This is a genomic window from Dactylosporangium sp. NPDC000555 (genome assembly GCF_040300025.1).
Classification (GTDB): Bacteria; Actinomycetota; Actinomycetes; order Mycobacteriales; family Micromonosporaceae; genus Dactylosporangium.
In genome coordinates, this window is record NZ_JBEPDB010000041.1 from 15226 (window position 1) to 40889 (window position 25664).

General features: G+C 70.5%; 32 protein-coding genes. 19 read left to right on the forward strand and 13 right to left on the reverse strand.

Annotation, left to right across the window (positions count from 1 at the left end; all coding sequences use genetic code 11):
- Positions 1–181 precede the first annotated feature (181 nt).
- Both ABT297_RS23635 and ABT297_RS23640 read left to right on the forward strand, forming a co-directional pair.
- A complete protein-coding gene (locus ABT297_RS23635; protein WP_350553250.1) occupies positions 182–808 on the forward strand; it encodes a ferredoxin reductase in 627 nt (208 codons plus the stop codon).
- An 11-nt stretch (positions 809–819) separates the two neighbouring features.
- Entirely contained in the window at positions 820–1896 is a 1077-nt protein-coding gene (locus ABT297_RS23640) for a fatty acid desaturase family protein (protein WP_350553252.1), read from the forward strand.
- Between the two features lie 322 nt (positions 1897–2218).
- On the opposite strand, the gene ABT297_RS23645 is transcribed toward ABT297_RS23640, so the two are convergent.
- Together ABT297_RS23645 and ABT297_RS23650 are read right to left on the reverse strand one after the other, a co-directional pair.
- Positions 2219–2431 (reverse strand): response regulator transcription factor, encoded by a 213-nt coding sequence (locus ABT297_RS23645; RefSeq protein ID WP_350553254.1) that lies wholly within the window; start codon positions 2429–2431, stop codon positions 2219–2221.
- Between the two features lie 193 nt (positions 2432–2624).
- Entirely contained in the window at positions 2625–3002 is a 378-nt protein-coding gene (locus ABT297_RS23650) for an ArsR/SmtB family transcription factor (RefSeq protein ID WP_350553256.1), read from the reverse strand.
- An 87-nt stretch (positions 3003–3089) separates the two neighbouring features.
- Between ABT297_RS23650 and ABT297_RS23655 the strand changes: the two genes are divergently transcribed.
- The 7 genes from ABT297_RS23655 to ABT297_RS23685 all read left to right on the forward strand — a co-directional run bounded on the left by ABT297_RS23655 (position 3090) and on the right by ABT297_RS23685 (position 8488).
- The gene (locus ABT297_RS23655; RefSeq protein ID WP_350553258.1) at positions 3090–3236 is read left to right on the forward strand and encodes a hypothetical protein; all 147 of its coding nucleotides are present in this window, start codon (positions 3090–3092) and stop codon (positions 3234–3236) included.
- A gap of 91 nt (positions 3237–3327) precedes the next feature.
- Positions 3328–3576, forward strand: a complete 249-nt coding sequence (locus ABT297_RS23660) for a hypothetical protein (protein WP_350553260.1) — start codon at positions 3328–3330, stop codon at positions 3574–3576.
- Positions 3573–4853, forward strand: a complete 1281-nt coding sequence (locus tag ABT297_RS23665; RefSeq protein ID WP_350553262.1) for a M28 family metallopeptidase — start codon at positions 3573–3575, stop codon at positions 4851–4853. Before ABT297_RS23660 ends, ABT297_RS23665 begins: the two co-directional genes overlap by 4 nt.
- Positions 4854–4865: 12 nt before the next feature.
- Positions 4866–5195 carry an ArsR/SmtB family transcription factor gene (locus ABT297_RS23670; RefSeq protein WP_502885633.1) on the forward strand — a complete coding sequence of 110 codons (330 nt, stop codon included), beginning with the start codon at positions 4866–4868 and terminating at the stop codon, positions 5193–5195.
- Positions 5192–5716 carry a GNAT family N-acetyltransferase gene (locus tag ABT297_RS23675; RefSeq protein ID WP_502885631.1) on the forward strand — a complete coding sequence of 175 codons (525 nt, stop codon included), beginning with the start codon at positions 5192–5194 and terminating at the stop codon, positions 5714–5716. Before ABT297_RS23670 ends, ABT297_RS23675 begins: the two co-directional genes overlap by 4 nt.
- Before the next feature lie 86 nt (positions 5717–5802).
- On the forward strand, positions 5803–7227 hold the full coding sequence (locus tag ABT297_RS23680) for an FAD-dependent oxidoreductase (protein ID WP_350553266.1): 1425 nt from the start codon (positions 5803–5805) through the stop codon (positions 7225–7227).
- Positions 7228–7237: 10 nt separating this feature from the next.
- Entirely contained in the window at positions 7238–8488 is a 1251-nt protein-coding gene (locus ABT297_RS23685; RefSeq protein ID WP_350553268.1) for an MFS transporter, read from the forward strand.
- Here the strand turns inward: ABT297_RS23685 and ABT297_RS23690 are convergent.
- Complete coding sequence (locus tag ABT297_RS23690; protein ID WP_350553270.1) at positions 8485–8643, reverse strand: hypothetical protein; 159 nt, start codon at positions 8641–8643, stop codon at positions 8485–8487. The genes ABT297_RS23685 and ABT297_RS23690 overlap by 4 nt on opposite strands.
- A gap of 82 nt (positions 8644–8725) precedes the next feature.
- On the opposite strand from ABT297_RS23690, the gene ABT297_RS23695 reads away from it, so the two are divergent.
- Positions 8726–9010, forward strand: coding sequence for a hypothetical protein (locus tag ABT297_RS23695; RefSeq protein ID WP_350553272.1), 285 nt, complete (start codon positions 8726–8728; stop codon positions 9008–9010).
- Positions 9011–9420: 410 nt separating this feature from the next.
- Here ABT297_RS23695 and ABT297_RS23700 read toward each other — a convergent pair whose 3' ends face one another.
- Complete coding sequence (locus tag ABT297_RS23700) at positions 9421–9798, reverse strand: hypothetical protein (protein WP_350553274.1); 378 nt, start codon at positions 9796–9798, stop codon at positions 9421–9423.
- Positions 9698–10021 (reverse strand): GntR family transcriptional regulator, encoded by a 324-nt coding sequence (locus tag ABT297_RS23705; RefSeq protein WP_350553275.1) that lies wholly within the window; start codon positions 10019–10021, stop codon positions 9698–9700. Before ABT297_RS23705 ends, ABT297_RS23700 begins: the two co-directional genes overlap by 101 nt.
- 295 nt (positions 10022–10316) lie before the next feature.
- Between ABT297_RS23705 and ABT297_RS23710 the strand changes: the two genes are divergently transcribed.
- The 5 genes from ABT297_RS23710 to ABT297_RS23730 all read left to right on the forward strand — a co-directional run bounded on the left by ABT297_RS23710 (position 10317) and on the right by ABT297_RS23730 (position 15377).
- Positions 10317–11702 (forward strand): ABC transporter substrate-binding protein, encoded by a 1386-nt coding sequence (locus ABT297_RS23710; RefSeq protein ID WP_350553277.1) that lies wholly within the window; start codon positions 10317–10319, stop codon positions 11700–11702.
- Positions 11703–11739: 37 nt separating this feature from the next.
- On the forward strand, positions 11740–12672 hold the full coding sequence (locus ABT297_RS23715; protein WP_350553279.1) for a carbohydrate ABC transporter permease: 933 nt from the start codon (positions 11740–11742) through the stop codon (positions 12670–12672).
- A 32-nt stretch (positions 12673–12704) separates the two neighbouring features.
- Complete coding sequence (locus ABT297_RS23720) at positions 12705–13493, forward strand: carbohydrate ABC transporter permease (protein WP_350553281.1); 789 nt, start codon at positions 12705–12707, stop codon at positions 13491–13493.
- Between the two features lie 85 nt (positions 13494–13578).
- Positions 13579–14247 (forward strand): response regulator, encoded by a 669-nt coding sequence (locus ABT297_RS23725; RefSeq protein ID WP_350553283.1) that lies wholly within the window; start codon positions 13579–13581, stop codon positions 14245–14247.
- On the forward strand, positions 14247–15377 hold the full coding sequence (locus tag ABT297_RS23730; RefSeq protein ID WP_350553285.1) for a sensor histidine kinase: 1131 nt from the start codon (positions 14247–14249) through the stop codon (positions 15375–15377). Before ABT297_RS23725 ends, ABT297_RS23730 begins: the two co-directional genes overlap by 1 nt.
- Here ABT297_RS23730 and ABT297_RS23735 read toward each other — a convergent pair.
- Positions 15335–15997, reverse strand: coding sequence for a hypothetical protein (locus ABT297_RS23735; RefSeq protein WP_350553287.1), 663 nt, complete (start codon positions 15995–15997; stop codon positions 15335–15337). The two genes, ABT297_RS23730 and ABT297_RS23735, sit on opposite strands and share 43 nt — an antisense overlap.
- A 411-nt stretch (positions 15998–16408) precedes the next feature.
- On the opposite strand from ABT297_RS23735, the gene ABT297_RS23740 reads away from it, so the two are divergent.
- Positions 16409–17383 (forward strand): helix-turn-helix transcriptional regulator, encoded by a 975-nt coding sequence (locus ABT297_RS23740; RefSeq protein ID WP_350553289.1) that lies wholly within the window; start codon positions 16409–16411, stop codon positions 17381–17383.
- A gap of 181 nt (positions 17384–17564) precedes the next feature.
- On the opposite strand, the gene ABT297_RS23745 is transcribed toward ABT297_RS23740, so the two are convergent.
- Together ABT297_RS23745 and ABT297_RS23750 are read right to left on the reverse strand one after the other, a co-directional pair.
- Positions 17565–18239, reverse strand: a complete 675-nt coding sequence (locus ABT297_RS23745; protein ID WP_350553291.1) for an alpha/beta fold hydrolase — start codon at positions 18237–18239, stop codon at positions 17565–17567.
- 19 nt (positions 18240–18258) lie between these two features.
- The gene (locus ABT297_RS23750) at positions 18259–19455 is read right to left on the reverse strand and encodes a YbfB/YjiJ family MFS transporter (protein ID WP_350553293.1); all 1197 of its coding nucleotides are present in this window, start codon (positions 19453–19455) and stop codon (positions 18259–18261) included.
- Between the two features lie 78 nt (positions 19456–19533).
- Here ABT297_RS23750 and ABT297_RS23755 point away from each other — a divergent pair, with 78 nt between their 5' ends.
- Positions 19534–20118, forward strand: a complete 585-nt coding sequence (locus tag ABT297_RS23755; protein WP_350553295.1) for a TetR/AcrR family transcriptional regulator — start codon at positions 19534–19536, stop codon at positions 20116–20118.
- A 62-nt stretch (positions 20119–20180) separates the two neighbouring features.
- On the opposite strand, the gene ABT297_RS23760 is transcribed toward ABT297_RS23755, so the two are convergent.
- The 3 genes from ABT297_RS23760 to ABT297_RS23770 all read right to left on the reverse strand — a co-directional run bounded on the left by ABT297_RS23760 (position 20181) and on the right by ABT297_RS23770 (position 22355).
- Positions 20181–20702, reverse strand: a complete 522-nt coding sequence (locus tag ABT297_RS23760) for a TetR/AcrR family transcriptional regulator C-terminal domain-containing protein (protein ID WP_350553297.1) — start codon at positions 20700–20702, stop codon at positions 20181–20183.
- Positions 20669–21646 carry a phosphotransferase family protein gene (locus tag ABT297_RS23765; RefSeq protein WP_350553299.1) on the reverse strand — a complete coding sequence of 326 codons (978 nt, stop codon included), beginning with the start codon at positions 21644–21646 and terminating at the stop codon, positions 20669–20671. The genes ABT297_RS23760 and ABT297_RS23765 overlap by 34 nt, the downstream gene beginning before the upstream one ends.
- Before the next feature lie 133 nt (positions 21647–21779).
- Positions 21780–22355, reverse strand: a complete 576-nt coding sequence (locus tag ABT297_RS23770) for a TetR/AcrR family transcriptional regulator (protein ID WP_350553301.1) — start codon at positions 22353–22355, stop codon at positions 21780–21782.
- Positions 22356–22488: 133 nt separating this feature from the next.
- Between ABT297_RS23770 and ABT297_RS23775 the strand changes: the two genes are divergently transcribed.
- Both ABT297_RS23775 and ABT297_RS23780 read left to right on the forward strand, forming a co-directional pair.
- Positions 22489–23925, forward strand: coding sequence for an MFS transporter (locus ABT297_RS23775; protein WP_350553303.1), 1437 nt, complete (start codon positions 22489–22491; stop codon positions 23923–23925).
- Between the two features lie 180 nt (positions 23926–24105).
- On the forward strand, positions 24106–24576 hold the full coding sequence (locus ABT297_RS23780; protein ID WP_350553305.1) for a hypothetical protein: 471 nt from the start codon (positions 24106–24108) through the stop codon (positions 24574–24576).
- On the opposite strand, the gene ABT297_RS23785 is transcribed toward ABT297_RS23780, so the two are convergent.
- Positions 24557–24790 (reverse strand): hypothetical protein, encoded by a 234-nt coding sequence (locus ABT297_RS23785; RefSeq protein ID WP_350553307.1) that lies wholly within the window; start codon positions 24788–24790, stop codon positions 24557–24559. The two genes, ABT297_RS23780 and ABT297_RS23785, sit on opposite strands and share 20 nt — an antisense overlap.
- 16 nt (positions 24791–24806) lie before the next feature.
- Complete coding sequence (locus tag ABT297_RS23790; protein ID WP_350553309.1) at positions 24807–25565, reverse strand: thioesterase II family protein; 759 nt, start codon at positions 25563–25565, stop codon at positions 24807–24809.
- Positions 25566–25664: the final 99 nt, after the last annotated feature.

Here is a 25664-nt window from a genome sequence, read left to right on the forward strand (position 1 = left end):
GCACACGGGTAGGTCGCGCCGTTGAGGGGTGTGCCGTTGTCGTCATCCGGCGGTTCAGCTGTTACGGGCGGGTGGGGCCGCGGGACGACCGCGCGCCGGCGTGTGCTGGACGCGGCGTCCTGGCTGACCACGGCCGCTGCTGCCCGATGACTATCTCGGGCTGGTCAATCCGCTGTGGTCGTTGCGGGGACTGCGAGGCCGGGTCGAACAGGTGCGGCCGGAGACCGCCTCCGCGGCGAGCCTGGTGATCCGTCCGGGGATCGGCTGGACGGGTCACCGCGCCGGTCAGCACGTACGGGTAGGGGTCGACATCGACGGTGTCCGGCACTGGCGCCCCTTCTCGCTGTCCTCGTCACCGCACCGCCCCGACGGGCGCCTCACGATCACCGTCAAGGCCACCCCGGACGGGCTGGTGTCGCCATACCTGGTGCGCCGCGTGACGCCCGGGACGATCGTGCGCCTCACCCCGGCCGAGGGTGACTTCGTGCTACCCGAACCGGCACCCCAACGGCTGTTGTTCCTGACCGCGGGTAGCGGGATCACGCCGGTGGCGGCGATGTTACACAGCCTGGCCGCCCAGGATCGCATGCCGGACGTGGTGCTGGTGCTGTCCGCACCGACCTCCGATGAGGTCATCTTCGGCCCGGGCCTGCGGACACTCGCCGCAGAATGGAAGAGCCTGCGGTTGTACGAGCGGCACACCCGCACCGGCGGCCGGATCACGATGGCGCAGGTCCGTGACATCTGCCCCGACTGGCGTGAACGCCGCACGTGGGTGTGCGGCCCGGCCGGGATGCTCGATGTATAGGAGACCCACCTATGCCCATACCCGAACATCTCACCGAGATCGACATCAAGGAGATCGGCCACGAACTCGACCGAATCCGCGACGAGGTCACCGCCAGCCTCGGCGACGACGACGCCCGCTACATCCGCCAGGTCATCGCCGCCCAGCGAGGCCTGGAAGCAGGCGGCCGCACCCTACTGGCGATCTCGATCCTGCCGCCGGCCTGGCTGGCCGGCACCACGGCCTTGGCCGTCGCCAAAATCCTGGAGAACATGGAGATCGGCCACAACGTCCTGCACGGCCAATGGGACTGGATGCGCGACCCCGACATCCACTCCACCACCTGGGAATGGGACCACGCCGCGCCGGCCGACATGTGGAAACACTCGCACAACGTCGTCCACCACACCTACACCAACGTACTGGGCAAGGACCGCGACATCGGCTACAGCGCGATGCGCGTCAGCCCCGAACAGCCCTGGCACCCCATCCACCTCGCCCAACCCCTCTACAACGCCGCACTGGCCATCGCCTTCGAATGGGGCATCGCCATCTACGACGTCGAACTGGAACGTGCCTGGCGGGGCGAGAAACCCTGGAGTGAGGCACTAACCCAGCTACGCGGAGTGCTACGCAAAGCCCGCCGCCAGGTCATCAAGGACTATCTGGCGTTCCCGCTACTGGCCGGCCCATCGTTCATACCGGCCCTGCTCGGCAACCTCCTCGCCAACGCGGCCCGCAACGTGTGGTCACACACAATCATCTTCTGCGGCCACTTCCCCGAAGGCACCGAGGTGTTCACCGAAGACCAACTCGACGACGAAACCCGCGGCGAATGGTACATACGGCAACTGCTGGGCTCATCCAACATCGACGGCGGCCCGCTGTTCCACCTCATGTCCGGCAACCTCAGCCACCAGATCGAACACCACCTCTTCCCCGACCTGCCCAGCAACCGCTACACCGAGATCGCCCCGAAAGTCCGCGACCTCTGCGAACGATTCGGGCTGCGGTACAACACCGGCTCCCTCACCCACCAGACCGCCAGCGTCTGGAAAACCATCTTCCGCCTCGCCCTGCCCAACCGAGAGTCATCCGGACTGGTCTAAGCCTCGATCCGTGGATGGGATCGTCCGTGTCGGCTTCGTGTGGCAGGTCGCCGTACTCGCCGTAGGGACTGTCGGTCAGCGAGCGCGACACCCGCTTGAAGTCGTCCGGACCGGCGACGCCGAACCCTCGCAACAGCACGGCCCCCGGGTGTACAGCAACCCGTCGACCGCGCCGCGATGCTTTGCCGCCCACGCCGCTGCGTCGAGCCCCGGCGCGACCGGCTCGATCCTCGGCGGAAACGCGGCCTCGTCGACGATGACCTCGACCGAACATTGCCGGCCTCCCTCCTCTTGTGCCCCGCGCCGACGCGCGGCGGGGCGTTCAGACCGCACCGAGCGTGACGGCGACGGCGTGGGTGCGACCCTGCAGGCCGTACCGGCGGTAGAGCCGCTGCAGGTAAGTCCGGACCGTCGCCGGGGACAGGCCCAGCGCGGAGGCGATCTCCTTGCCGGACTTGCCCTCGGCGAGCAGGTAGACGATCTGATGCTGTCGCGGGGACAGGTGCACCGCGTTTGCGGACGGCTGCGGCGCCATGTCCGGCCGCCCCTCGCCCGTCACTACGGCCGCTCGGCGGCGACCGCGGTCGCGGCCGGCGAGTCGCCGTCCATCTGGCGGCATGGCATAACCAACGACCACGCCGCTCCAACGCGCTCGTGGACGTCGCCCACTTCGCGATCGCGGCACTGACGTCCGCCGTGTGGCGATGCCACCCCAGCGCGGCAGATCGTCAGCTGGTCGGGGAAGCCTCGACCGTGAGCAGCGTGGCAAGCTGACGCAAGACGCCGGCGCGGGCGCGGTAGTACACCCAGGTGCCGCGGCGGTCGGCGTCGACCAGGCCGGCTTCGCGCAGGGTGCGTAGATGATGGGAAATGGTCGGGCCGGACAACTCGAACGCCGGGGTGAGGTCACACACGCAGATCTCCCCGTCTGGCGCCGAGGCGATCATCGACATCAGCTGCAGCCGGACCGGATCGCCGAGGGCCTTGAACGCGGGCGCCAACATGGCAGCGGTCTCCGCGGGGATTCGCCGTTCGGCGAGGGGCGTGCAGCAAGGCTCGGCCCCGTTGAGATCGGCGAGGGTGAGCACCGCCGGCTGCTTTGACATGTCTCTAGGTTGACAGATCTCAAATCAGCGTGCAACTGTTTGATTTGACAGATGTCGAGACAGCCTCGGCGTCATCTGGAGGCAGTCATGTTCCGCACGCTCCGCCGGGCCGGACCGCAGACCGGGGTCCGGTTCTGCGACAGCTGCGCCACGGTGTCCACGCCCGACAAGCGCACCCGCGCCCGGATCGAGCGCCACCGCATCCACCGCACGGCCATCACCGGCCCGCGCTGACCGTCCGATGCCGCCGGGCCGACCGCGGGGCTGGGCCGCCCTCCGCGTCGTTGACCGTGACAACCACCCACCACTGCGAAGGACCACGATCATGAGCGACACCCGGACCACCACGACCGGCGGGTTCGCGGGCGACCCGGCCGCAGCATTGGCCGTCGCCGGGACCAGCGGCTGTTGCGGCAGCCCGCCCACCGCCACCCTCAACCTGCCCGAGCCGGCCGCCGCGGGCACGCCGTGCTGCGGCACGACGGCCGAGGCGAGCGCGGAACCCTCCTGCTGCGGCAGCGCGGCGAAGGCCGACGCCGACGCCGACGCCGCCGGTCAGGGCTGCTGCGGATGACCACGCCCGCCCAGCCGTCAGCCGGGCCTGCCACGGGACCCGCCCTGGACCGGCTCCACTCGGCGCTCCGGCAGGTGTCCGGGGCGCGGATGGCGGCGACCGTGGCCGCGCTGGCCGGGGAGGCATTCGCCGGGCGGCGGGTCGGCAGCGCGGGCGGGGCCGCCGCCCGGGCCTGGCTGGTCCAGCAGCTCGACGACGCCGGCGCCGCCGTGACGTTCGAGGCGTTCGCCGTGCCGCACGTTCCCGAGGTCTACACCCCACCGGTGGTGCACTGGTCCGACGGGGACGCCGAGCAGCGGCTCACCTTCGGCCGGGACGTCGCCGTGCACCTCGCCTCCGCCGACCAGCCACTCGTTCGGCGCGGCGGGCTCGCCGTCACCGGGGTCGGCGATCCGGCCGGTCGGTGGCTGGTGGTGCCGGCCGGGATGACCCTGTTCGACGCCTACGGCGACGCCCACGGCGCCCTCGGGCTGCTGATCGGCCGGGGCGTCGACGCGGACGGCTGGCACTACACGATGCTCGCGGGGCCGAACCCGGGGCCGCTGCCGATCCTCACCCTCGACACGGCCACCCACGCCGCCGTGCATCACGCGGCCACGGTCGGTGCCGGATGGCTGAGCGGCAACACGCCGATCCGCCGGCTCGACGCGCCCGCGGCCAACATCCACGGCCGGTGGCGGACCGCCGGGGGCGGGCCGGAGCTGCTGCTGACCGCCCACTACGACGGCGTCGGCGACCACCCCGGGCTGCGCCAGCCCGCGGCCGCCGACAACGGCAGCGGCGTCGCCGTCGTCCTGGAGGCCGCCCGCATCCTCGCCGGGACCTTGCCCGAGAGCGTCGGGCTGAGCGTGGCGCTGCTGGACGGCGAGGAGGCCGGAGCGCTCGGCTCCGCCCGTCATGCCGGACAGCTGCGCGCGAGCGGAGCGGCACCGCTGGTGGTCAACGTCGACGGGGCCGGCCACCTGCACGAGGCGGCCGCGGTGGAGGCCGGCGGGCCGGCGCACGCGCTGCTCGCCGCGCTCGACCAGGCCGGCCGGCACACCGGCCTGCCGCTGGTCGCCGGGCCCGTCGCCTCCGACAACCGCCGCTACGCCGCGGCCGGTCTCGCCGCCATCGGCATCGGCGCCGGGATGGCCGGCTACCACAGCCCGGCCGACACCCCGGACCGGGTCGAGATGGCCACGCTGACCGCGGTAACGCGGCTCGTCGTCGCGACGGGTTTGCTCGTCAGCGCCGCCCCGGCTACAGTTTCATCGTTAATCGGCGATAGACGATGAAGTTGGTGGATGATGGGCGACCTGCTGGACCGGGTGACGGCGGAGACCTACGCGTCATGGTTCCGGGCCCTGGCGGACCCGTCGCGGGTACAGATCGTGGAGTACCTCGCGCGACAAGCCAGGCCGATGAGCGTCGGCGAGCTCGTCACCGCCGCGGGGCTGGCCCAGTCGACCGTGTCGCAGCACCTGAAGATTCTCACCGAAGTCCGGTTCGTGCTGGTGGAGGCGGTCGGCACGGCCCGGCACTACCGGATCAACGAGGCGTGCATCGCTTGCTTCCCGTCCGCCGCCGACGTCGTCATGGGCCGACCCGCCCCGGCTCCGACCGGAGGCTGCGAATGAGCAGCACACCGGCCCGCGCCACCGTCCCCGTCCGGCCGATGACCGCCGGCGACGCGGACGCGGTCCTGGCGATCTATCAGGCGGGGCTGGACGGCGGGAACGCCAGCTTCGAGCACACCGCGCCGGATTGGGCGGCGTTCGACGCGTCGAAGCTGCCCGAGCACCGCCTGGTCGCTGTGGACGACGCCGGGGCGGTGCTCGGCTGGGTGGCGGTCTCGCGGGTGTCGGCGCGGGCGGTGTACGCGGGCGTGGTCGAGCACTCCGTCTACGTCAACACCGCCGCCCAGGGACGCGGGATCGGCAGGGCACTGCTGCAGGCGCTCATCGCCTCGACCGAGGCGGCCGGGATCTGGACCATCCAGTCCGGTGTCTTTCCCGAGAACACGGCGAGCCTGGCCCTGCATCACGCGGTCGGGTTCCGCACCGTCGGCGTCCGCGAGCGGGTCGCCCGGCACGCCACCCAGGGCAACCGGTGGCGCGACGTGACCTTCATCGAACGCCGCAGCCCACACATCAACTAGACCAGTCCCGCCCACGGCATCCCAGCGCGGGCGCAATCCGCTCTCCTGATTCGACATTTGTCAAGACAACCGAAGGGATCTTTGATATGACCACCCAGCTCGACGGCCTGCCGGTCGTCGTCATCGGCGCCGGCCCGGTCGGCCTCGCCGCCGCCGCGCACCTGACCGAGCGCGGCCTGCCGTTCACCGTCCTCGAGGCCGGCGACCGGCCCGCCGCGTCAGTGCGGCAATGGGGCCACGTCCGGCTGTTCTCCCCGTGGCGGTACAACACCGACGCCGCGGCCCGCCGGCTCCTGGCCGACGCCGGCTGGGTCGAGCCCGACCCCGAGGTACTACCGACCGGCGCCCAACTCGCCGACGAATACCTCCAGCCCCTCGCCGACCTGCCGGCCCTCAAGCCGCACGTCCGCTACGGCGCCCGGGTCCAGGCCGTGACCCGCCTCGGCGTCGACCGAGTGCGCACCGCCGGGCGCGACACCGCACCGTTCCTCGTCCGGCTCGCCGACGGCGACGACATCCTCGCCCGGGCGGTCATCGACGCCTCCGGCACCTGGACCACCCCGAACGTACTCGGCGCCTCCGGCATCCCCGCCCACGGCGAGAACACCACGGCGGCCTTCATCGAACAGGCGCTCCCGGACGTGCTCGGCGCCGACCGGGACCGGTTCGCCGGCCGGCGCACCCTCGTCGTCGGCGCCGGGCACTCCGCCGCCAACACCCTGCTGTTCCTGGCCGAACTCGCCGGCCAGGCGCCGGGCACGTCCGTCGTCTGGGCGATCCGGGCGGCCAGCGCGGCGCGCACCTACGGCGGCGAGACCGCCGACGCGCTGCCGGCCCGCGGCGCGATCGGCACCCGGCTGCGCGAACACGTCGAGGCCGGGAACATCGAACTCGTCCCCAGCTTCTCGGTGCAGGCGCTGACCCCGACCGCCGACGGCCAGGTGATCGTCTCCGACGGGACACGGTCAGTCACCGCGGACCGGATCGTGTCCGCGACCGGGTTCCGACCCAACCACGCCGTCACCTCCGAGCTACGCCTGGACCTGGACCCGATCCTGGGCTCCACCCGGGCCCTCGCCCCACTCATCGACCCGAACGACCACTCCTGCGGCACCGTCCCGCCGCACGGCATCGACGAACTGGCCCACCCCGAACCCGGCTACTACGCCGTCGGCGTCAAGAGCTACGGCCGCGCACCGACGTTCCTGCTCGCCACCGGCTACGAGCAGGCCCGCTCCGTCATCGCCGCGCTCGCCGGCGACTGGGACGCCGCCCGCGACGTCCAGCTCGACCTACCCGAAACCGGCGTGTGCAACAGCAACCCTGTCGTCGGTGAGACCACGATCTCGGCCAGCGACGGCGGATGCTGCGCCCCCACCCCACAGCCGGCCGCCGCGACCGGACGGGGGCTGGCGACCGGCCTCTCCGGCGGCCTGCTTTCCGCGCCGTTGACGTTGCAGCCCGTGGCGGACGCCGGCGGGGAGCAGTCCGACGGCAACTGCTGCGGCTGACCGCGCCCCTATGGCACCCACGACGACACCGGTGGCCGCGAACCGCAAGGCTCGCGGCCACCGGCCGGTGTTCCACGGCTGGTGGATCGTCGCCGTCTTCGCCGTCACCCAGACCGTCGGCTACGGCACGCTGTACTACGCCTTCGCCGTCCTGCTGCACCCGATCGCCACCGACCTGCGCACCAGCCCGCCAATGGTCACCGGCGCGCTCACAACCGCAGTACTCACGGGAGCTGCCGCAGCCATCCCGGTCGGCCGATGGCTGGACCACCACGGCGGCCGGGCACTGATGGCCCTCGGTTCACTCACCGGCGCTGGCCTGCTCGTCGCATGGTCCCGCGTCCACGAGGTGTGGCAGCTGTACCTCGTCTTCGCCGCCCTCGGTGTCGCCATGGCGATGTCGCTCTACGAGGCCGCGACCGCCGTCATCGTCTCCTGGTTCGATGCCGCCCGCCGATCCAGGGCACTCCTGGGGATGATGATCGTCGCGGGTTTCGCCAGCACGATCTTCATGCCCCTCACCGGGCTTCTGGAGCAGCGGTACGGTTGGCGCACCACCCTGCTGGTCCTCGCTGCCGTCAACGGCACCGTCGCCGTGCCCCTGCACGCGCTCATCGTCCGCCGCCCACCGGCCGGACATAGCGCTGCCGGACAACCAACCGCCACCCAGCGCGCTGCAGCCGTCCGCGCCGCCGTCCACGACAGCCGGTTCTGGTGCCTCGCCGTCGCGTTCGTCGCGCACAGCGCCGCCATGACCGCGATGACCGTCCACCTCGTCGGCTTCCTCACCGACGAGGGCCACCCGGCCACGTTCGCCGCCACCGTCGCCGGACTCCTCGGCGTACTGTCGGTCACCGGCCGGCTCGTGCTCACCGGTGCACAACGACGAATCCCGCTGACTACCGTGGTCGCGATCGTCTTCGCCACCCAGGCCGTCGCAGCCTTCGCCCTGCCGCTGCTGGCCGGCACCCGGACCGGTGCCGTCATCGGCGTGGTCGCCTTCGGCATCGGGTTCGGTATCGCGAATCTCGCCTCCCCCGCGCTGCTCGCCGACCGTTACGGCACCAGCGGCTACGCCACCATCGCCAGCACCCTAGGCACACCGGTCACCCTCGCCAAGGCCGGCGCCCCACTCGGCGCCGCTGCGCTATACACCGCCACCGGCGGCTACACCCCGGTCCTGGCCGTCATCGGCGCTACCTGCCTGGTCGCTGCGGCCGGCATGCTCGCCCGCGCCGGCACGCCGCGACCAACTGCTTAGCCAGCCGAGATGCTGGCCAGCCACAGCGCGACCGGCACGAACAGCCCGTACGTCAGCAGACCGTAGGCCAGCAGCGTCAGCACCACCTCGCCGGCATGGCGGAGGCGACGAAGGCGGACGACGCCGCGCGGCTGGGTCGCGACGACCGGTGGCATGCCAGAGGGATTTGCTGGCTCCGCACGCCGCACACGCCATCCTGACCCGGCGGCGGTGCGGCATCGCGGTGGCCGGGCGCGCGTGGACGCGGTGGCCGGCGCGGTCGGTGTCGTCTTCGTCGCGGCCGTGGCGCTGCTGGCCGGTGCGGGTACGGCCGTTGTGGTCGGATTCGCCGTCCTCGGGGTGCGCAGGCAGTTGACCATCTGGAGGATCTCCCGGCCGGTGAACCCGGCGCTCTGCACCAGCACGATCGCCCGGTCTGCGAAGGGCGAGTACAGGCGGCGTATACGCGGGACGGGTGGCGATGACCGGGAGCACATTCGGGTGCAGGGCGGAGCACCTCACGCATTGTCCGCATCAACGTGATCTGCTCGCGCCACGAAAGGGTGGAGATCGTGTCGAAGGTAGCCTCGATCTCCGAGTAGACCGCTTCGACCAAGCCGTCGAACAGAGCCATCTTGTTGGGCAGGTAGTAATAGACCGCCATCGCATCGACGCCGAGTTCGGCTCCCAGTTTCCGCATTGACGGCCCGCGCACCCCGTCGCGGTCGATGATGGTCAGCGCCGTCCGAATGATTTGTTTCCTCAGGGACCGCGGGACGGAATGAACATTGCCGCGATGAGGGACTCGACCGACGTGCATGCGCGGTCGGATAACCGGCTACGAGTCGTCGGACGCGGCGGTCGGACGCCTGGCGGGTGCGGGCCAGAACCCTGCGCCCCGCTTCGCGAACCCAGCCGGGGTCGGTGACCACGGCTGGGTTCGGGGGCATGCGTCAGTTGGACGCGACGCCCAGGTGGGCCTCGCCGCCGCTCCCCTCGCCGCCGAGGCGGCTCAGGCGGTCGTGCAGGTCATCGATGTTGCCACCCGTGAACGACGGCTGCTCGCCCTCGTCGTAGCCGGCGCTGTACTCGACATGCTGGCCATGCTCGAGCACGCTCGTCTCAGCCTGCGCGTGGTTGTGCTCGAACACGCCGAACTGCTGGCCGAAGTCCGTCTCCGAGCCGTGGTCCGCGTGCAGCCGGTCCAGCGCGCCGTGCTCCTGGCCCGCCTCATAGTGGCCGAAGTCGACGTCGTGGCCGCCGAAGACGTCGGGCTGGTCGTTGCCGGTGTAGCCGGGGTCGAGCTGGCCGCCGTCGTCGTAGTCGCTCATCCTGTCCGTCCCTCGGAAATGTTGCGGTGGATGTTCGTGCTGAACGATAGGCGCCCGGTTCCGGCCCGCGTATCCCCAAACCGCGCCACCCCCGCCCGGTCTCCGCCGGCGCCTTGAGTACCAGCCGCAGGGGCGCGCGACTGCCCCCGAGCTGGGCGGCGAGCGCGCGTTCGCCGGGAAGTGTCGAGCCGGGCAGGAAGTCGGCGGAGTCGAGGGCCTTCACGACGATTTGTCTCCGCCACGCCGCGCGTGACGACCTCAATGACCTGCATCACGGGTGGGTAACGAAGGCCCCGCGATCGCCGGCGAGTCTTGACAGCCCGATCATGGAACACCAATCTGGTCGCCTGGACAGACCAGTTGCTGCTTCGAGGTGACGACCCGAGGCGGCGCAGGATCGTTCCGCCCTCGCTCCGACGTCCCACCCCAGACCACCGAGTCCCGCGATTCCGACCCCCGCTCTGCAGCACTCGCGAGCACGGCCAGCCGGCCGCGCCGAGTAGAGAAGGAACCCGCAAATGCCCAATAGACACCCCAAAGGGCGCCGCGCCCGGTTCACCACCGTCTTACTGGCCACTGCTGTCGCAGTCTCTGTCACCGCCTCCGCCTGCTCGTCCTCGCCGGATGGCAAGGGATCGGACGGCAAGGGATCCGAGGGCGGCACTCTGGTCGTGCAGAGCGGCCTGGCCAATTCGCCGGGCAACCTGGCCGTCTACCAGAAGCTGAACAAGCAGTTCGAGGACGAAAATCCAGGCGTCAAGGTCGACTTTGTCGCGAAGAGCTTCGACGACCTGGCGTCCATCGCCAAGCTTCAGCTCTCCGGCAGCAACCCGCCGGATGTTACGCAGGTCAACCGCGGTTACCAGGCCTTGGGCGCCTTCGTCAAGGGCGGCCTGCTGACCAACATGGACGACTACGCCAAGAAGCACGGTTGGGACACCCGCCAGACCGCCTCCCAGCTTCAGCTCAACCGTTTCAGCACGGACGGGAAGCTGATGGGCGAGGGCCCGCTGTGGGGCATGTCAGCCACTACGGCATGGATCGGCCTGCTCATGAACACGGAGATCGCCGGGAAGCTGGGCATCACCGAGGCGCCGAAGACCATCGCGGAGCTCGAAGACCAGATGCAGCGTGCCAAGGCGGCCGGGGAGATTCCGATGCAGTTCGGATCGGCCAGCGGCGAGCTGGCCGCATGGCTGCTCAGTGAGTTGCTGCTGGCCCACGGCGGTCCGAAGGCCGTGCAGGACCTGGTCTTCCACCGCGCGAACGCGAACTTCACCTCCGAGAGCGCGACCTGGGCCGCCAAGACCATGAAGTCCTGGGGCGACAAGGGCTACTTCGCGCCGGACTGGACGGCGTACAAGACCGACCAGGTTCTCGCCAACTTCATCTCCGGCAAGGGCCTGTTCTCCCTGACCAGCTCCCGCTTCACTCCGCTCAAGGGCACGCCGGAGCAGACCAAGAAGCTTCGGATGGTGTTCTTCCCGTCGGTGTCCGGGCAGGGAATCGCGGCCGTCGGTGCTGGCGATATTCCATGGACCATCCCGGCAAAGGCGAAGAAGAAGGACCTGGCGGCCAAGTACATCGACTTCGTCACCAGCCAGAAGGCAGCCGAGCAGTTCCTGGCCGGTGGCGCCATCCCATCGAAGCCGCCGGCGGACGCCGAAACCGGGATCAACGCGGCAAACCTGCCGGTCCCGTCGCAGGACGCGCTGCGCAACGGCCTCAAGCTGGTGGGCGAGGGCACACCCGTGCCGTACGTCGACTGGGGCGCGCCGGAGCTGTACCCAACCATCTCCCGCACATTCGACCAACTCATGTCCGGCGCCCTCAGCGTCGACGCTCTGCTGGCGGAACTGCAGAAGTCCTACGGCCCGTTCGTGGAATCGCTGGCGAAGGGCTGATCGGCATGTTCCACCCGCTCGCGAAGGCGGCAGGCTCTTGGCGTCGAGACTGACGGTGACCTCCCGCCCCGTTCAACCGAACGGGGCGGGAGTCGCCGCTCGCAAGCAGCGCAGGTCCACGACCCTTGTCGGCTTCGGGTACCTGGCACCCGCGTTGATCTTCTACGGTCTGTTCCTGATCCTGCCGTTCCTGCACAGCGTCTACCTGTCGTTCAGTGCATGGGACGGCATCAGCCCGGCACGCTGGGTCGGTCTGGAGAACTACCGAACCATCCTGGAGAGCTCGCAAAACCGCGCCGCGTTCGGGCACGCGTTCGTGCTGATCGGCTTCTACGCGCTCCTCACCACGGCCTTGGCCCTGGTGCTGGTGGGCGTCATCGGCAGCACACGGATCCGAGGGCTGACCGTCTTCCGGGCGGCGCTGTTCCTGCCGTACGTCATCGCCCCGGTGGTGACCGGTGTCGCCTGGCGCTGGCTGCTGGCCCCGGAAGGCCCGATCAACTCGCTGCTGCGGGCGGTCGGCCTCGGCGGCTGGGCCCGCGGCTGGCTGGGCGACTTCACCTGGGCGCTGCCCTCGGTCGGGCTGATCGGCACCTGGATGCTCCTCGGCCTGGCCCTCGTGCTGCTCATCTCCGGTGTGCAGCGCATACCCGTGGAACTCTACGAGGCGGCCCGGATGGACGGTGCGGGCCCCGTCCGCGAGTTCTTCGCGGTGACGCTGCCCAGCATTCGCAACGAGATCACGGTCGTCACGGTGCTCGCGGTCACCGCCGCGCTGCGCAACTTCGACCTGATCTATGTGACTACCCAGGGCGGACCGGGAAGTTCCACCGAGGTGCCATCCTTCCTCGTCTATCAGAAGGCGTTCTTCGTCGGAGACCTCGGCCTCGCCTCAGCCATGGGTGTGCTCCTGACCATGGTGATCCTCGTGCTGACAATGTTGATCCTCCGGCCATGGAGAAAAGGATGAGAACGAGCCGGGCACACGCCCTCACCGGCCAGGTGGTCGTCACCTGCGCGGCCGCGCTCGCGGTGGTCCCCCTCATCGGAGTCGTGATCATGGCATTGGGGGAGCCCGACACCCAGGACAGCACCATCAGGTTGAGCGACTCCTTCCACTTCGGCAACTTCAAGGCCGTCTGGGACCTCGCCGACATGGGAACAGCCTTGGCGACAAGCTTCAAGGTGAGCATCACAGCGACGCTGCTGACACTGCTGCTTTCGGTGCCCGCCGGCTACGCCCTCGCCCGGTTCAAGCTCCCGCTGCGCAACGCGCTGTTCTTCATCCTCCTGGCCGGACTGATGCTGCCGAACGAGTCGCTGATCATCCCGCTCTTCTTCGACTTCCGCGAGGTGGGGCTGGCCGACAACCTGATCGGCGTCGTCCTGGTGGAGACGGCGCTCGGCCTCCCCTTCGGATGCTTCTGGATGCGCACGTTCTTCCGGGACGCACCACACGAAATCACCGACGCCGGACGGGTCGACGGGGCCAACAGCTTCGTCATCCTGGTACGCCTGCTGCTGCCGATGGCAATGCCGCAACTGCTGGCGCTGATCGTCCTGTCATTCGTCTGGACCTGGAACGATCTTCTGGTGCCGCTCGTCATGCTCTCCGGCGGTCGCGAAATGACGGCACCGATGTCATTGGCCACCTTCCAGGGCCAGTACACGACCGACTACACCTACCTGTCCGCCGGCGCCATTCTGACCGCCCTCCCCGTCATTGCCGTGTACCTCGTGCTGCAACGGTCGTTCGCCCACGGGATCACCTCAGGCGCGATGAAGGGATAGTCAGCCTTGTCGGGTGGCCGGAGGGGTTTTACCCTCCGGCTCCCGCCCGCGCGGTGGGTGGCGCTTTGCCGGTTATCCTGCGCATATGTTGTCGAGGCCGGTCAAGCTGATGATCGCCGACGACCAGGCGATGATCCGGGCCGGGCTGCGGCTGGTGGTCGAGGCCGGGGCCGCCGGGACGATTACCGTGGTCGGCGAGGCCGGCGACGGTCAGGAGGCGGTGTCGTCGGCCCGTCGCCTGCGGCCGGACGTGCTGGTCATGGACATTGCCATGCCGCGGCTGGACGGGCTGTCCGCGGCACGTCAGCTGCTCGCGGACCCGCAGCCGCCGAAAATTGTGCTGCTGACCATGTTCGACACGGACGAGCACCTGCACGCGGCGCTGCGGCTCGGGGTCAGCGGGTTTCTGCTGAAGGTCTCGCCGCCGGAGCAGCTCGTGGATGCGGTCCGGATCGTGGCGGCCGGCGACGCGCTGATCGACCCGGCGGTGACGACCCGGGTCATCGCGTCGTTCGCCGCCCATCCGGTGCCGGACCCGACGCCCGAGCTCGAGACGCTGACCGCGCGGGAGCGTGAGGTGCTCGAGCTGTTGGTGCGTGGGCTGTCCAACGCGGAGATCGGTGGACGGTTGCATCTCGGGGAAGCGACCGTCCGTACCCACGTCAGCCGGATCTTCCAGAAGCTGGGGCTGCGCGACCGGGTCCAAGCGGTGGTCTACGGCTACGAGGCGGGCATCGTCCGCCGCGGCGAGTGATGGGCCGCTGGCGGCCGTCATGGCTGGACGCCCTGCTGGCCCTCGCGGTCGCCGGTGCGGGTGTCGTCGAGGCCTACGGGCGCGCCGGCCCCGGCCAGGGCCAGGTGCACCAGCCGGCCCTGGTGGCCGCGGGCGCGCTCGGTGCCGGCCTGATACTCCTGCCGCGCCGCCGGTTTCCGGTCGGGACGCTGCTGGCGTTGACCGGGCTGTCGGCGCTGCTCCGCGTCACGGTCATGGACAACGACTACCCGCTCGCCGCCTGGCAGTTCTACTCGAACCTCATCCTGGTGCACACCGTCGGCAGTCAACCGGCCGGGCCGCGGGCACGCGCCGGCGGCATCCTCGCCGTCCTCGCCGCGTACGCCCTGCTGCAGACGCTGCCCGGGCAGGACCTGGCTGAGAGCCTCATCGGCGCCATCTTCATGGGCGTCGCGTACGGCAGCGGCATCCTGCTGCGCCACCAGACCGCGCGGACCGTCCAGATGGCCGAGCAGGCGGCCCTCGCGGCCGCTGCCGAGCGCACCCGCATCGCCCGCGAGCTGCACGACGTCATCTCGCACAACGTCAGCCTGATGACGCTGCAGACCGGAGGCGTACGGATGCTCCTGGGTGCCGACCCCGCCCGCGAACGCGAACGCGACCTGCTGCGGGGTGTCGAGCGGGCCGGCCGGGACACCGTCGAGGAGTTGCGGCTGCTCCTCGGCGTGCTGCGGGACGTACCGGCGCCGTCTTTGCTCGATCGGCTGGACGCGCTGGCCGCACCGTTGCGCGCCGCCGGGCTCGACGTCCGGGTCGTCACGACCGGCCCGCCGCGGCCCCTGCCGCCGGCGCTCGTCCTGTCCGCCTTTCGTGTCGTCCAGGAGGCGCTGACCAACACGGTCAAGCACGCCCGGGCCCCGGGCGCCGAGGTGAGGATCGAGTTCGCGCCCGGCGCACTGGTCGTCGAGGTGAGCGACGAGGGCCGGGCGAGCGGCTCGGCCGGCGACGCGTCCGGCGGCAGCGGTGCGGGCCATGGGCTCGTGGGCATGCGGGAGCGCGCCGCCCTGCACGGCGGCACGCTCCGGGCCGGGCATCGGCCGGGCGGCGGCTACGCGGTCACCGCGACCTTCCCGTTCTCCGCCGGCTCCTGAGCCCACTCGGCGTCGCTCATCCGCAGCATCCGCAGGCCGATCGCGCCGGCGCCGGCGATGTACAGCAGACTGCCCAGCACCATGCCGATCGGGTAGATCGGCGCGGTGAGCGCGCCGATCACCATCGCGGCCGACGCCCACCACGGCGCCTGCCGGTTGGCCGCGAGGGCAAGACCGAGCAGCAGTACGCCGAGCAGCCCCACGAACCCGGGCACCTGGAAGCCCCACCGCGCGCCGTCGAACGCGAGTGCCTCGTCGGCCAGCCGGCTGCCGAGCTCGGGCCCGAACTGCCGTTCGAGCCTGGCATAGAAGTAGTCACCGAGCATCAATGCCGAGAAGTTGACGATGCCGAGCAGCGCGGCCGCCCCGGCGACATGCCCGAAAACCAGAGCACGCCGCCGTACCATGTGGATCATCCCGATGATGCCGGGCACGAGCAGCACCCAGCTCCAGTGCAGCAACGCGGCGCTCACCGACACTTGCCCGGGATGGCGCCCGTAGGCCCCGTCCGCGGCATCACCGGCCCGCAGCGCCGGGTCGACGAGCACCCCCGCGACGTAGAAGAAGGGAGCGGCGAGAAGGCAGACCGCGGCGAACAGCCGACGGAATCTATGCGGCATGACGACCTTCCGGATTGAGCAAACCTGCGTCGAGCCAAGACCGTAGGCCCGCGCGGACCCCGCCGTCGTCAGCCGCGACGCTGACCGGGTATCAGCGCCGACGCGGATGTGCCGGCCTGTGTCCTCGTACGACATCGGCAACCGCGGTCCTGGCAGGCTTTCATGTGCCCCTGGTGATCTTCCGGATCTTGCCGAGGCGCTCGGCTGCGGACCGTCAACGTCAGGCCCAGCTCCTGGCGGCGCTGCCACTGCGCCGGCAGCAGTGCCTCGGTACGACGCCGAAGCCTCCGCGCCTGACATCAGCGATGGCCGCGTCGATCGCCCTGATGACGGCGTTGGACTCCTCAACACAGGTCGCCTTCCTCCCGCAATCACGACACCCTGTGTCGTGTATTTGCGTAGAATTTTCGTGTGCGTGCGGATCGGTTGGTCTCGCTGGTGTTGCTGCTGCGCCAGCGTGGGCGCATGTCCGCCCAGACGCTGGCCGGCGAGCTCGAAGTGTCCACTCGCACCGTGCTGCGCGACATCGAAGCACTCTCCGCCGCTGGTGTCCCGGTCTACGCCGAGCGCGGCCGTCACGGCGGCTTCGCCCTGCTCCCGGGCTTCCGCACCGAACTCACCGGCCTGAACCAGAACGAGGCGCTTGCTCTGCTGACGGCCGGATCGAGTCGCGGCGAGCAGATCTTCGGCCTCAGCTCCGCGCTCGCTTCGGCCATGCGCAAGGTGCTCGATGCCCTCCCCGAGGGCCACCGAACCACCGCAAGCGACGCGGCCCAGCGCTTGCTCATCGACCCCGAGACCGACCTCCTGTCGCGCTGCCAGATCACCGAAGAGATCCCCGAGGCCGTCATGGTCGAGGTTCGACATGCGGTGCTGGCCGGGCACAAGCTGCGCATCCGCTACGCGGCCGCCAATCGGGACCCGGCATGGCGCACAGTCGACCCGATCGGCCTCGTCACCGTGAGAGACAAGGGCTACTTGCTCGCCACCGTCTCCGGCGCGGACCGCACGTACCGGCTGTCCCGGATTCTGACCGCCGAGGAACTTGCCGAACCCGCCGAACGACCGAGCAACGTCGACCTGGATCAGCTCTGGCAAGAACGCAGCGCTCGATTCCGCGCGGGCGATGATCAGGTCACCGTGCTGATGCGGATGCACCCGGCGCGGCGGGAAGAACTGGTGGGAACCACCCTGGCCATCGTCTCCGAGGAGTCCGAACCCGATGGCTGGCTACGGCTGGAAGCGACCTTCCAAGACTCACGCCACGCCGAATGGGCACTGTGGCAGCTCGGCATCGGCGCCGAAGCCCTAGCGCCGCAGTCGTTGCGAGCCGCACTGCGCGATCGCGCCGCAGCCTTTGCCCGTCGCTACGAAGACTCGTCCTGAGCCGACCGGGCACCGGCCAGGCCGGCCGGCCGCCGATCAGCGGTCTGCCTGTCCTCGGCCGGAAGCGGTCCAAGCACATCGCGGGGGCGAGCTCCGCGGCATCGACAAGGTCGTCGGCTGATCTCGTTCCGGCCGGATGGCGCCGCGGGGGCGGAATCGATCGATGCCGCCCCCGCCATGGTCAGCGGGGTGCCGCGACGTCGAGGAGTATCTTCAGCAGCTCCTGTGGCGTGTCGCGCATGAGGTTGTGGCCGCCGGCCAGCGCGTGCGTCGTCCAGGAGGGATCGTCGCGCAGTCGTTGGTAGACCGGGGTGAACGGGGACTGAGCTTCCCACCCCGCGGCGTACAGGTAGTCGCGGCGGCGGAGGTGTGCGAGGTCTCCGGTGAGCCGGAGCGGCTGGAGCAGTGAGGCGATCGGGTGGGGTGTGGCCCGCGCGTCGAAGAACGGCAGCGGTCGCACCCCGTAGCCGTTGTCCACCACATCGAGGTACCACTGCCGCTCCTGGTCGGACACGAGGCTCCAGCAGGAGTCGCCGTCATTCGGGACCATGGCGTCCACGTACACCAGGGAGTCGACGCGTTCGGCCGCGCGGTCGGCGACCCCGGTGATCACCATGCCGCCGTAGCTGTGGCCGACCAGCACGGCGTCGCGGATGTTCTCGGCGGCGAGCACGGCGGTGACGTCCTGGATGTGTGTGTCGAGGTTGACGCCACCGTGCAGGAGGTGGCTGCGTTCGCTGAGCCCGGTCAACGTCAGCGGGTGGACGGTGTGCCCATGGGCGCGAAGGTCTTGGGTGGCCTCCTCGAAGCACCAGCCGCCGTGGCACATCCCGGGAACGAGTACGAAGTTCGCCATGATCCTCTCCTTGTCGTTGTCAGACGCTTGTGGTGGGCCGGGCGGTGTGGCGCCGCGAGGTGACCGGCGTACGGCCGGCGGCGACAGCGATCACGGCGGCGGTGGCGCACAGGATCGCGGTCCATGCCAGGGCGGCCCTGGTCGAGGTGTGGTCGGCGAGCGCACCGGCGAGCCACGGGCCGGCGGTCTGGCCGGCCGCGAACACGGTCGTGAAGACGGCGAGCGTCGGGGTCCAGTCGCCCGGTGCGGTACGGACCTTGATCAGGGCGGTGACGGCGGCGGGGACACTCATGAACGTGGCCCCGTACACCAGGCCGGAGACGAGGACGACCGCGGGCGCGGGCGATGCCAGCGCCAGGGCCGCTCCACCGCTCAGCACCGCGAGCAGGGTGGCGAGGGCGCGGGTGCCGGGCCATCCGGCGATCGGGCGGCTCCACAGCACCGGCGCCGCCGCGACGGCCGAGCCGAGCACGGTCCAGGTGAGCATGACCTGGGTGCGGGAAACGTGCTGGTCGGCGAGGTAGGCGGACAGAAACGTGATGTAGGTGATGTACCCGGCGGCGAACAGCAGATAGGCCACCGCCGGTATCCACAGCGGGCGCACGCGGGCCCGCCCAGCCGCGGCCTGCTGGTCGCCGCCCGTGTCCGCCGCGGTCCAACTCGCCGCCGCGGCCAACGCGGCGGCGCCGGCCAGCAGGACCCACGCCAGGCGCCAGTGTTCGCCGAGCGCGGGGATGCTCAGGCCGCTGACGGCGATGCCAAGCCCGGTGCCGGCGAAGTACACGGTGATGGGCGCGGCCGATCCGGCGGCGGCGGCGATATGCGAGGCGATCACGCCGCCCGCGATGAACACCACCGCGCCGGCCGCGCCGGCCAATGTTCGCGCGACCAGCAGCGCCAGGTAGTTGTCGCTGACGGCGGTGGCCGCCAGGAAGCCGGCCACCAGGGCCATGCTGACGCGGAAAGCGGTGCCGGCGCCCCAACGCCGGACCGCCATGGGCGTGGCGAGGGCGCCGAGCAGGTAGCCCAGGCCGTTGGCGGCGCTCATCGCGCCGGCCTCGGAAAGGGTCCAGTGCAGGTCGTCGCGCATGGCCGGCAGGAGCAGTCCGTAGGCGAAGCGGGCCAGTCCGAGCGCCGAGGCGGTGCCCAGGGCCAGGCGGCAGGCACGCCACGTCACCCTTGGCGCGGCCGCGGGTAGCGTCCGCGTTGCTGACACGTAAACCCCCTAGATCGAACCGATCGGTACGAACTCGAATGCTAGCAGAAGGGCGAACCGATCGGTACGATCTATGCCATGCCCGTACCCAAGGGATCGACGATCGATCCGGAGCGCACCCGCGCGGCGATCCTCGCGGCGGCCACCCCGGTGCTGTACGAGCGGGGGCTCGACGGCATCGGCGTCGCCGAACTGTGCGCCGGCATCGGGGTGTCGAAGGAGACGCTCTACCGGCACTTCGGCACCAAGGACGGCCTCGTCGAAGCGGTGCTGGAGGCCCGCAGCGACCGGGTGATGCGATGGCTGTCCGATGCCGTAGCGGCCGCCGGGAGCGACCCACGGGACCAGCTCTCGGCAGTGTTCGACGCGCTGCAGCACTGGTACGACGAGCCGGCCTTCCGCGGCTGCGCGATGCTGAACGCGGCCGCCCAGCACCACGTCGACGCCGTACGCGCGATCACCGCACGCCACCTCGACCGCTATCTCGAACTCTTGACCGGCATCGCCAGCCGGGCAAACGCGGCCGATCCCCACCTCTTGGCGCGCCAGCTGCTCATGCTCGCCGAGGGGGCGACCACCGTCGCCGCTCACTACGATCGGTCCAACGCCGGCGAACACGCGCGGCGGGCCGCGTTCGCCTTGCTGTCGGCAGCGGCCAGCTAGATCATCTGCTGGCCGAGCTTGTGCCAGCCGGCCCTGGCCGAGGCCGTCTCGGCCTGGACCCGCTAGGCCGCGCTCAGGCTCGCCGCAAGGCCGTCCAGGACCATGGCGAGGCGCCGCTCGAAGGCCGCGCCGTCCTCGGCGACACCGGCCACCCGCCGCAGATGCGGGTGCTGGCCGTCGCCGAAGAGCTGGGAGAGGTACGGCGCGATCCAGTCCCGCCAGGCGTCCTCGTCCATCGCCATGCGGCGCCGGGCCGCCAGGTCGGCCAGCTCCGCCCGCACGAAGCCGTGCGTGAACTGCAGCGTGGTGGAGACCAGGTCGAGCATCCGGTCGGCGGGCAGGCCCAGCGCGGCGACGCTCGCCATGGCGTACTCCGTCATGCGCGACGCGTTCGGCCCCAGCGTCGGGCGCGGGCCGAGCCGGCTCACCCACGGGTGGCGGTGGTGCGGCGCCCGGGTGCGCCGGGCCAGCTCAGCCAGCTCCGTGCGCCAGTCCTCGGCCGGCGTGGTACCGAGGTCGAGCTCGCCCCGCCGCTGAGCTCGATGAGGTTTCAGACCGCGGCGAGGGCCTTGGTGATGTTCCACTCGGCCAGGTCCAGCATCCACTGCCGATTCGGGAAGTCGGTGTCCGCGATACGCAGTGGACCCTCGATCAGCGACAGCACCTGGGCATACCGGTAGAGCTCCAGCCTGCGGGGGTCGAGATCGACCGGACGCAGAGCCGCGTACGCGTCGCCGAAACGCAGTTGCAGGAAGGCGTGCTCCCACTCCACGTCGAAGTACGTCAACCCCTCGATATCGACCATGGCGGGTTCGCCGGAGGGCGTGACGAGCACGTGATCCGGTCCGAGTTCGCCGTGTACCAGCCCGTATTCCTCGCGCGCGGTGATCGCGCGACGCAGGTGACGTACATGCTCGGCGATCCGTTCGTGCGCGTCGGCGAGCCGGGCGTCGCGGACAGCCGCCGCGTCGAGGTGAGCCAGCGCCCGGTCCGTGATGACGTCCTCGGCGCGCCGGGCCTGGGACGCCTCGCCACGGGCGATGGCGGCGAGTTTGCCGTAGTGCGGGCCGAACGTGGTGTGCATGCGGCGCAAGGAGTCACCAAGTGCGGACAGCGGTGCCGCGGCTGCCGCCGGGTCTCGCTCCATCAGCGCTTCGAGCGTCACCGCACCGACATCCTCGACCAGCGCGATGTCGGCGGGGAGATAGCGGCCGTCGCGGTCGAGCATCAGCAGGCGCGGTGTCCGCACGCCCGCAGCCGTGAGGGCCGAGTGGTTGGCGGCGAACAGTTCGGCGCCGGACGCGTCGGTGAACGGATCGTCCGGGACAGCCGATGACGGCGGCCAGTAGTTTTCGCCCGGCGCCCACACGTAGAGCATTACCGTCGTCTGGTCGTCCAGCCGGAGCCGGTAGACACCCTTCTTGCTGCCGCCGGTCAGCCGGTCCAGGGCAGCGATGCTGCGGTCACTGCCCAGTTGTTCCGCCACCAGGTCGCGCACATCATCCGGTCGCAGAAATGCCCGTGTCATGATCGCCTTTCGTCAGGTTGGCCCGGACATGTTGCCCGACGGAGCAGCACGGCGCAATCGAGTTGTCACCAGCGGCCGCCCCTCCTTGCTGTCGACATCGCTGTCCCTGCTCGACGAGTGACCCGCGGTCGCGCTACCGCCGCTCGAGGGTCGGCGCGTGCAGCAGCGGCAGCAGGATCTCGTCGACGACGGCGGTCACCATCGCCTCGTCGGGGACCGTGCCGTCGATGGCGCGGTTGCGCAGCAGGGCCGGTCCGACGTCGGCGATCAGCTCGGTGACGGACCCGGGGTCGATCTCGCCGCGGTCGGCTGCGGCGCGCAGGATCGCGGTGATCGCGCGGCGGGCGGGGGCGAAGATCCGCTCGTCGGCCAGGCGGCGGCAGTCGTGACCGGCCTCGACGGCGACGGCGTGGAAGGCGATGCCCTTGGTGACGGCGAACGCGGCCCGCAGCGCGTGGAGCACAGCCAGCAGGTCGGCCCGCAGGCCGAGACCGAGCGGGGTCTCCGGGACCGCCGGCAGGCTCTCCCGCAGCGCGTCAAGCACGAGCGCCTCCTTGCTGTCCCAGCGGCGGTACAGCACGGGCTTGCTGGTGCCGGCGGCGACGGCGACCCGGTCCATGGTGAGTCGGGCGTAGCCGAACGCGCCGATCTGGTCGAAGACCGCGTCGAAGATCGCCTGTTGCAGCTCGTTGCCGCGGCGTCGGGTCATGACGTCATCCTCCCCTGCCACCGGCCCTCACCCACACAAGAAACCGATCCGTTTCTTATTTGCCCCTCCGGTGCTATCGTGCTCCAGGATACCAATCCGTTTCCTAATCGTGGCAACGCCAGCCGGAGGTCACGTGTCCACGTCCGATTCCGCAACGCCCCGGGACCACTCCGGGCCGGTCCTCACCGCGATCGCGGTGAGCCAGCTGATGGTGGTCCTCGACTCCAGCGTGGTGAACATCGCGCTGCCGGCCATCCGGGCCGACCTCGGCTTCTCGCCCACCGGCCTGTCCTGGGTGCTCAACGCATACACCCTCACGTTCGGCGGCCTGCTGCTGCTCGGCGGGCGAGCCGGCGACATCCTCGGCCGGCGCCGGATGTTCCTGGCCGGCATCCACATCTTCACCCTGTCGTCGCTGTTGGCCGGGCTCGCGCCCAACGCCTCGGTGCTGGTCACCGCCCGCGCCCTGCAGGGCATCGGCGGCGCGATCGCCTCGCCGACCGCGCTCGCGCTCATCGCCACCAACTTCGCCGGCCCGGCCCGGGCCAGGGCGATCGGCGTCTACGGCTCGGTCTCAGGCGCCGGCGGCGTGGTCGGCATGATTCTCGGCGGCGTGCTCACGCAGTGGACCTCGTGGCGGTGGACGATGTTCGTCAACGTCCCGATCGGGGTATTCGTCGCGATCCTCGCCACACGCTTCATCAAGCCGTCCGGCCGGGCGACCGGCCAGTTCGACGTCGCCGGGGCGCTGCTGTCCACGGCGGGCGTCACCGCTCTCACGTACGGGCTGATCCGCACGCCCGGACACGGCTGGGGTGACCCGCAGGCGCTCGCGGCGCTCGCCGTCGGGGTGGTGTTGCTGGTCGGCTTCGTGCTGATCGAGGCCCGCCACAGCGACCCGCTCATGCCGCTGCGGCTGTTCACCCACCGCAACCGGGTCAGCGCCAACCTGCTGCTGTTGCTGCTCGGCGGCACCATCTTCGGCACCTTCTTCTTCGTCACCCAGTTCCTGCAGAACATCCTGCGCATGGACGCGTTCGCGGCGGGCTTCGCGTTCGTGCCGTGGGGCGTCGGCATCTTCGCGTTCTCGCAGCTGGTCAAGCCGCTGTCAGACCGCTTCGGGGTCAAGCCCGTGCTGATCGCCGGCGCGCTGAGCACCGCGATCGCCACGATCTGGCTGAGCCGCATCACCGACCACAGTGGATACTGGACGGCCGTCTTCGGGCCGATGGCCCTCTTCGGCATCGGCATCGGCCTGCAGTTCGCGCTGATCACCCGGATCGCGCTGAGCGACGTGCCGCCGCAGATCGCCGGCGCCACCTCCGGTGTGCTCAACGTGTCGCAGCGCCTCGGCGCGTCGTTCGGGCTCGCGGTGCTGGTGGCGGTCTTCGGCAGCGTCGTGGCCGGATCCGGCCACAACCCGGCCGACATCACGCACGGCTACCGGGTCGCGTTCTTCGTCGGCATCGGCTACACGGTCGCCGCGCTGCTGCTGGCCGTCTTCGGCCTCACCACCGCGCCGAAGCCGGCCCCGCGGCCCGCGCCGGATCTCGCCGAGTCACCCGCGTAGAGATGTCGAACCGTCCACCAGCCTGCGCGGGTGAGGTGGCTGGCGGCCGGACGGGGCAGGTAGCCGACTACCACGCAACGATGTCTTCCGTACGAAGGATCAGAAGCCTTGGCCCATCTGAAGATACGCGCAATGGCATCCGCTGGACGTCGCCGGCATTCCATCGCAAGACGCGTCAGCTTGGCCGGTGCCACCGAGGAGAGTACGGCGGCCGGAATCTACGGCGTCATCGTCAGCGCGGCCGTCATGGCATCCTCCCACGCCGGCTCGGCGACGGCCCTCGTCGTGGCAGTAGCGGTCACACTGATCGTCTACTGGAGCGCCGAACGCTACGCCCGGCTGGTGGCGGAGCGCATCCACGAAGGCCATCGGCCGGCCTGGCGCCAAGTTGGGCAACAGCTGACCACCGGATGGGAGATCGTGACCGCCTCCGCTCTGCCCGTGGCCGTCCTCGTCGTGCTGCGCCTGATGGGCATCGACCTGTACCTCGCGGTGATCTGGGCGTTGGTGTGCAGCACGCTGCTACTGTGCCTGGCCGGCTGGGACGTGGGTCGACGCGGTCAGCTCACCGGCCCCGAGCGACTGGCGTCGGCCGCGGCCACCGGAATGTTCGGCGTCATGATGATCTTGCTCAAGGTTGTCCTGCACTGAACGGGCCGGCGGCGAGCACGGTGACATCCGGGCCGGCCCGGCGCGCGGCCTCGGCGAGGAGCCGGCTCCGGCCGGTCCCGGTGAGCATGACGAGCGCCGCGCCGTCGCGGCGGACACGGCCGAACCGCTCGGCGATCGCGGCGAGCCGCGGCTCGCGGTCCAGCAGCAGCGCGGCGAAGGCCCGATCTACGGCGTCGCGGCCGCGTTCGCTCACCCCGGCGTCCGCCCGGTCACCGGGCTCCTCGTGCCGCCCCGGCGAAGTGCTCGGCGAGGGCTGCCAGGACCTCGGCCGAGCGGCTGCTCACGAAGAAGTGACCGCCCTCGAAGACCTTGAGGCCGAACGGCTCCTGCGAGTACTGCTCCCATTCCCGCGCCTCGTCGACGGTGGTATGCGGATCCCGATCCCCGGTGAAGACCGTGATCGGGCACGGTCGCGGGCCGCCCGGCGCGTACCGGTAGGTCTCCACCGCGCGGTAGTCGCTGCGCAAGGTGGGCATGATCATGGCCAGCACCTCCGGGTCCCGCAGGAGTGCGGCCTCGGTACCGCCGAGCGAACGGATCTCGGCGGCGATCCTCGCGTCGTCGCCCAGGTGCACCCTCTCCGGTTTGTGCACGTGGGGTGCCCGGCGCCCGGAGACGATGAGGCGCAGGGACTGGTCCGGACGGTCCCGCCGGATCCGCCGGGCCACCTCGAACGCGATGACAGCACCCATGCTGTGCCCGAAGAGGGTCAGCGTCTGCCGGGACCACGATCGCATGGCCTGGTGGACGCGGTCGGCCAGCACGTTGATGTCGTCGATGCAGGGTTCCCCGCGGCGGTCCTGGCGGCCCGGATACTGCACCGAGACGACGTCCACGTCCGGGGCCAGGGCCCGTGCGACGGGAAGGAAGTAGCTGGCGGCACCGCCCGCGTGCGGGAAGCAGACAAGGCGGTTCGCAGCCGTGGCCGCCGCCTCGAACCGCCGGAACCATAGCGACTCGTCGTTCATGTCGTCCTAACTGGTCGGCCGGGGAACCCGGAGGATGACGATCGAGGTGAGCGGCAGGCGCATCCCCGGCACGATCGGCGCGGGCGCACCGGCGTGCCG

What these genes read in the sequence shown, in the direction of transcription:
- ABT297_RS23640 (WP_350553252.1), top strand. Translation starts at nt 820, where the DNA reads ATGCCCATACCCGAACATCTCACCGAGATCGACATCAAGGAGATCGGC.
- ABT297_RS23645 (WP_350553254.1), bottom strand. Translation starts at nt 2,431, where the DNA reads ATGGCGCCGCAGCCGTCCGCAAACGCGGTGCACCTGTCCCCGCGACAG.
- ABT297_RS23650 (WP_350553256.1), bottom strand. Translation starts at nt 3,002, where the DNA reads ATGTCAAAGCAGCCGGCGGTGCTCACCCTCGCCGATCTCAACGGGGCC.
- ABT297_RS23655 (WP_350553258.1), top strand. Translation starts at nt 3,090, where the DNA reads ATGTTCCGCACGCTCCGCCGGGCCGGACCGCAGACCGGGGTCCGGTTC.
- ABT297_RS23660 (WP_350553260.1), top strand. Translation starts at nt 3,328, where the DNA reads ATGAGCGACACCCGGACCACCACGACCGGCGGGTTCGCGGGCGACCCG.
- ABT297_RS23665 (WP_350553262.1), top strand. Translation starts at nt 3,573, where the DNA reads ATGACCACGCCCGCCCAGCCGTCAGCCGGGCCTGCCACGGGACCCGCC.
- ABT297_RS23670 (WP_502885633.1), top strand. Translation starts at nt 4,866, where the DNA reads ATGGGCGACCTGCTGGACCGGGTGACGGCGGAGACCTACGCGTCATGG.
- ABT297_RS23675 (WP_502885631.1), top strand. Translation starts at nt 5,192, where the DNA reads ATGAGCAGCACACCGGCCCGCGCCACCGTCCCCGTCCGGCCGATGACC.
- ABT297_RS23680 (WP_350553266.1), top strand. Translation starts at nt 5,803, where the DNA reads ATGACCACCCAGCTCGACGGCCTGCCGGTCGTCGTCATCGGCGCCGGC.
- ABT297_RS23685 (WP_350553268.1), top strand. Translation starts at nt 7,238, where the DNA reads ATGGCACCCACGACGACACCGGTGGCCGCGAACCGCAAGGCTCGCGGC.
- ABT297_RS23690 (WP_350553270.1), bottom strand. Translation starts at nt 8,643, where the DNA reads ATGCCACCGGTCGTCGCGACCCAGCCGCGCGGCGTCGTCCGCCTTCGT.
- ABT297_RS23700 (WP_350553274.1), bottom strand. Translation starts at nt 9,798, where the DNA reads ATGAGCGACTACGACGACGGCGGCCAGCTCGACCCCGGCTACACCGGC.
- ABT297_RS23710 (WP_350553277.1), top strand. Translation starts at nt 10,317, where the DNA reads ATGCCCAATAGACACCCCAAAGGGCGCCGCGCCCGGTTCACCACCGTC.
- ABT297_RS23725 (WP_350553283.1), top strand. Translation starts at nt 13,579, where the DNA reads ATGTTGTCGAGGCCGGTCAAGCTGATGATCGCCGACGACCAGGCGATG.
- ABT297_RS23730 (WP_350553285.1), top strand. Translation starts at nt 14,247, where the DNA reads ATGGGCCGCTGGCGGCCGTCATGGCTGGACGCCCTGCTGGCCCTCGCG.
- ABT297_RS23735 (WP_350553287.1), bottom strand. Translation starts at nt 15,997, where the DNA reads ATGCCGCATAGATTCCGTCGGCTGTTCGCCGCGGTCTGCCTTCTCGCC.
- ABT297_RS23745 (WP_350553291.1), bottom strand. Translation starts at nt 18,239, where the DNA reads ATGGCGAACTTCGTACTCGTTCCCGGGATGTGCCACGGCGGCTGGTGC.
- ABT297_RS23755 (WP_350553295.1), top strand. Translation starts at nt 19,534, where the DNA reads ATGCCCGTACCCAAGGGATCGACGATCGATCCGGAGCGCACCCGCGCG.
- ABT297_RS23765 (WP_350553299.1), bottom strand. Translation starts at nt 21,646, where the DNA reads ATGACACGGGCATTTCTGCGACCGGATGATGTGCGCGACCTGGTGGCG.
- ABT297_RS23770 (WP_350553301.1), bottom strand. Translation starts at nt 22,355, where the DNA reads ATGACCCGACGCCGCGGCAACGAGCTGCAACAGGCGATCTTCGACGCG.
- ABT297_RS23790 (WP_350553309.1), bottom strand. Translation starts at nt 25,565, where the DNA reads ATGAACGACGAGTCGCTATGGTTCCGGCGGTTCGAGGCGGCGGCCACG.